At 63.4% G+C, this 2905-nt stretch carries 3 protein-coding genes and 1 pseudogene; all 4 read left to right on the top strand.

Features of this window, described 5'->3' with window-relative positions:
* On the top strand, nucleotides 1-483 hold a 483-nt coding region (locus ACH2EH_RS23175), incomplete at its 5' end, for an H-X9-DG-CTERM domain-containing protein (RefSeq protein WP_395145502.1).
* A 305-nt stretch (nucleotides 484-788) separates the two neighbouring features.
* Nucleotides 789-1916: a hypothetical protein gene (locus tag ACH2EH_RS23180; protein ID WP_395145503.1), complete on the top strand. Its 1128-nt coding sequence runs from the start codon at nucleotides 789-791 to the stop codon at nucleotides 1914-1916.
* 52 nt (nucleotides 1917-1968) lie between these two features.
* Entirely contained in the window at nucleotides 1969-2289 is a 321-nt protein-coding gene (locus ACH2EH_RS23185) for a DUF2500 family protein (RefSeq protein ID WP_395145505.1), read from the top strand.
* Between the two features lie 34 nt (nucleotides 2290-2323).
* Nucleotides 2324-2905, top strand: a pseudogene (locus tag ACH2EH_RS23190) (hypothetical protein); the annotation flags it as partial.

Raw genomic sequence — 2905 nt, forward strand, 5'->3', positions numbered from 1 at the left:
AACTGGCAGACCGCCATCCCCAACCCTAGTGTTGCAGGTATCCCCTACATCGCGGCAATGGACCAGGCGGGCTACTACGACAGCGCCTTCAGCAAGATCGCCGTCAACATTCTTTTGGTCGAGTGGGGTGCTCGCAGTGCAACCGCCGCCATTCAGCGTCCTGCCGAGACCGTGCTACTCGTTGCGGACTCTGTCTGGGACAACACGGGAGTCTCCATCTCCCAGGCGGTGGGTAACACGGGTGTCTGGCCGGAGAACTTGCCGGGTGGCTGTGTCGGTCTGGGAGGACAGGGCTGGACCTGGTACCTCCACTCCAACACGAGGGGCCGTGGCGGAAGCCGCGCCGCTGTGGAGTCGGGCCGCGCCAACGTCGCGTTTGCCGATGGTCACGTGAAGTCCATGGTTCGCAACGACCTGGAGCGCTGCGACTTTAGCACCACCGCTAATGGCCGAATCTTCACGTACTGGGACTACCGCTACTAAGAGATCAGGAAAGAAAGTACCATGATTAAGAAATCCCTTTCGACCGCGCTTCTTCTTGCGCTTCTAGTGTTGCCGCTCATCGGCTGCAATAGCCAAACACAAGAAGAGAAGCCGGCTCCGGTATCTGCCTCTATCGACAATAACTCGCCCGCGGCTAAAACAGCAGTGGGTATCCCGCCACCCGACACAGGCATGCCGCCCCCTGGGGGGGGGGGTGGTCTGAAGGGCAAGCGCTAGTCGCTTACTTAGCCCCATAAAAAACGGCGCAGAGCAAATGCTCTGCGCCGTTTTTGTTACAATAGGCCATGAGCCTACGACTCGCGTTCTATGGAGAGTCTCTCCCCGAGCTTCTGGAGATCCTGGAGCAACTTGCCTGTGCCGGAGTGAAGACGCAGCTCTGCCTGGCTCCTCCCACGAGCCTGCCCGCCGATCTGGAAGCCATAGGGCTACTCGGGGCCCAGCCGACGGCTCTCCTGCCGCTCCGTGCGACCATTCACCACGCGCTCACCGCTCCCCAAGCACTGGGCGCGGCTCTGGAGGGAAGCGTGGACTGCCTGGGCATGTCGGCGATTCCGGTGGTGTTTGGTGCGCCAGAGCGGGGCCGCTATGTCGCGTTTCGGGGGCTCCACACCCAGCTCTACCCCGAGGCACTCTGGGCGATTGCCCGCCAAGAGACAGACCTAGCCGTGGCGCTGCACCAGCAAACCGAGCGCTTCTCCCTCTACGACATCAACTGCCTGTACCTCGATGCGGGCCGGGAGGCGGTCAGAACCCGCCTGCGCGAGATCCAAGCCGACCCCGATCCCAGTGTCGTTTTCTTCGATAGCCTGAGCACCGCGCACACTGCGCTGATCGGGGAGCTTCTCTGGGAGCGCAAGCCGCCTCTTGTTGCCGGTTCCGCCGCCGTGGAGAGTGCGCTTCTCGCCGCCTGGAAAACGGCACGACTCCTGCCCGAGACCGTCACGCGGAGTAAGCCGGAGCCCGTCGAGCAGCTCTTCGTGGTAAGTGGCGCACCCTCAGAGCAGCTCGCACCGCAGCTTGCTTGGGCACGGACACAAGGCTTCTTCTGCCACACGTTCCGGGAAGCGGAGCGGGCGCACAAAGTCATTACAGGGGCGCTCTCCGTCGGGCATAGTGTGGTGCTCTACGCAGGGAACCCCGCCCCCACGGAAACCGAGCTCACGCAGACTCTGAGTACGGTTCTGAAAACACAGAAAGTGAAGCGGCTTGTGATCTATGGCGAGAGCCTCTGCCGGAGCCTCGCCGCCACACTTGCCTTCGATGCCCTGGAATGGGTTGCGCCGCTGCTCCCCAGCGCTCCGCTCTGCCGCCTCGTCGGCGGGCCATTTGCGGGCACCGAGCTGGTCTTGTGCGCAACCCCACCCGAGCAGGCGGACTTTTTGGCGAGCGTGCGTGCCGGAAAGCAGGGCTAGATACGCCATTTAGGGGAGGTAAAACTAAGGCGGCAGCGGCATCATCTGAATTATGTCTACCGAGCTTATTGTTCTGCTACTTCTGGGGGGCTGCATCGTCCTCTGGGGTGCACAGAGCCTGCGCACCTGGTGGGCCAACCGGTGTGAGGCCGAGCTGCTTACCCCTGCGGTCGTGCTGGAGAAATCCTTGGTGCACCAACCAGGGAGCGGCTGGGAGCCCGACCAGCGCCACGTCCTGACGTTCTCCTTGCCTGATGGCTCGCGCCGCCACTTTGCGGTCACAGAGGCCCAGTACCAGAAAGTGCATGCAGGCGATAGCGGGCAGCTTCACACTCGCGGCTCCTGGTTCCGTGGCTTCGAGATCGCCCAATGAAGGAAATCCCACGCCGCTGGTCAATACTACTACCATGAAACGCATTACGATGGCTCTCTTGCCTTTTTTGTTGTTGTTCGCGCTAACGGGCTGCGGCGGCTCGGGCACCGCGACGGATAGCGCGAGCCTGCCCGGCGGCTCTGCTGCGCGCGGTGCGGGGGCGATGCCGACGGAGCCTGCAAGCGCAGGAAGTGGGGGGAGCGCACTGGCGGCGGCGGCACCGTTCACCTCCGTGGGCTTGTTTCTCACCGGCACCGATGCCGCAAAGCCGACCTGGGAGCATGTCTGGGCGACGATCTACAAAGTGGAGGGAATCGGAGCGGATAGCAAGCCCGTCACTCTTTTCACCAGCGGCGAGGGCTTTCTGGTAGATCTCACCCAGCCCGGTGCGCTGCCCGGAGCGGGCGTAGCAGCGACGAGCCTCCCCGGCCTGACCCGGCTGCGGCTCACTCTGGCCCCCGCGGTGCAGGCCAGCAAGATGGAGCAGAGTACGGTGGAGACAGTGGCACTGGTGCCCGCTCTGCCCAAGGATGCCGACGGGCGCGCTGTCGCAACCCTCACGCTGGCAAAGCCATTTGAGGGCGGAGCGCTCACCCTAGCGGCGGACCTGACAAAG

Source organism: Armatimonas sp. (genome assembly GCF_043760365.1).
In the GTDB taxonomy this organism is placed as follows: domain Bacteria; phylum Armatimonadota; class Armatimonadia; order Armatimonadales; family Armatimonadaceae; genus Armatimonas.

Excerpts from the sequence above, each read along its gene's own strand:
- ACH2EH_RS23180 (WP_395145503.1), top strand. The coding sequence starts at position 789 with ATGAGCCTACGACTCGCGTTCTATGGAGAGTCTCTCCCCGAGCTTCTG.
- ACH2EH_RS23185 (WP_395145505.1), top strand. The coding sequence starts at position 1,969 with ATGTCTACCGAGCTTATTGTTCTGCTACTTCTGGGGGGCTGCATCGTC.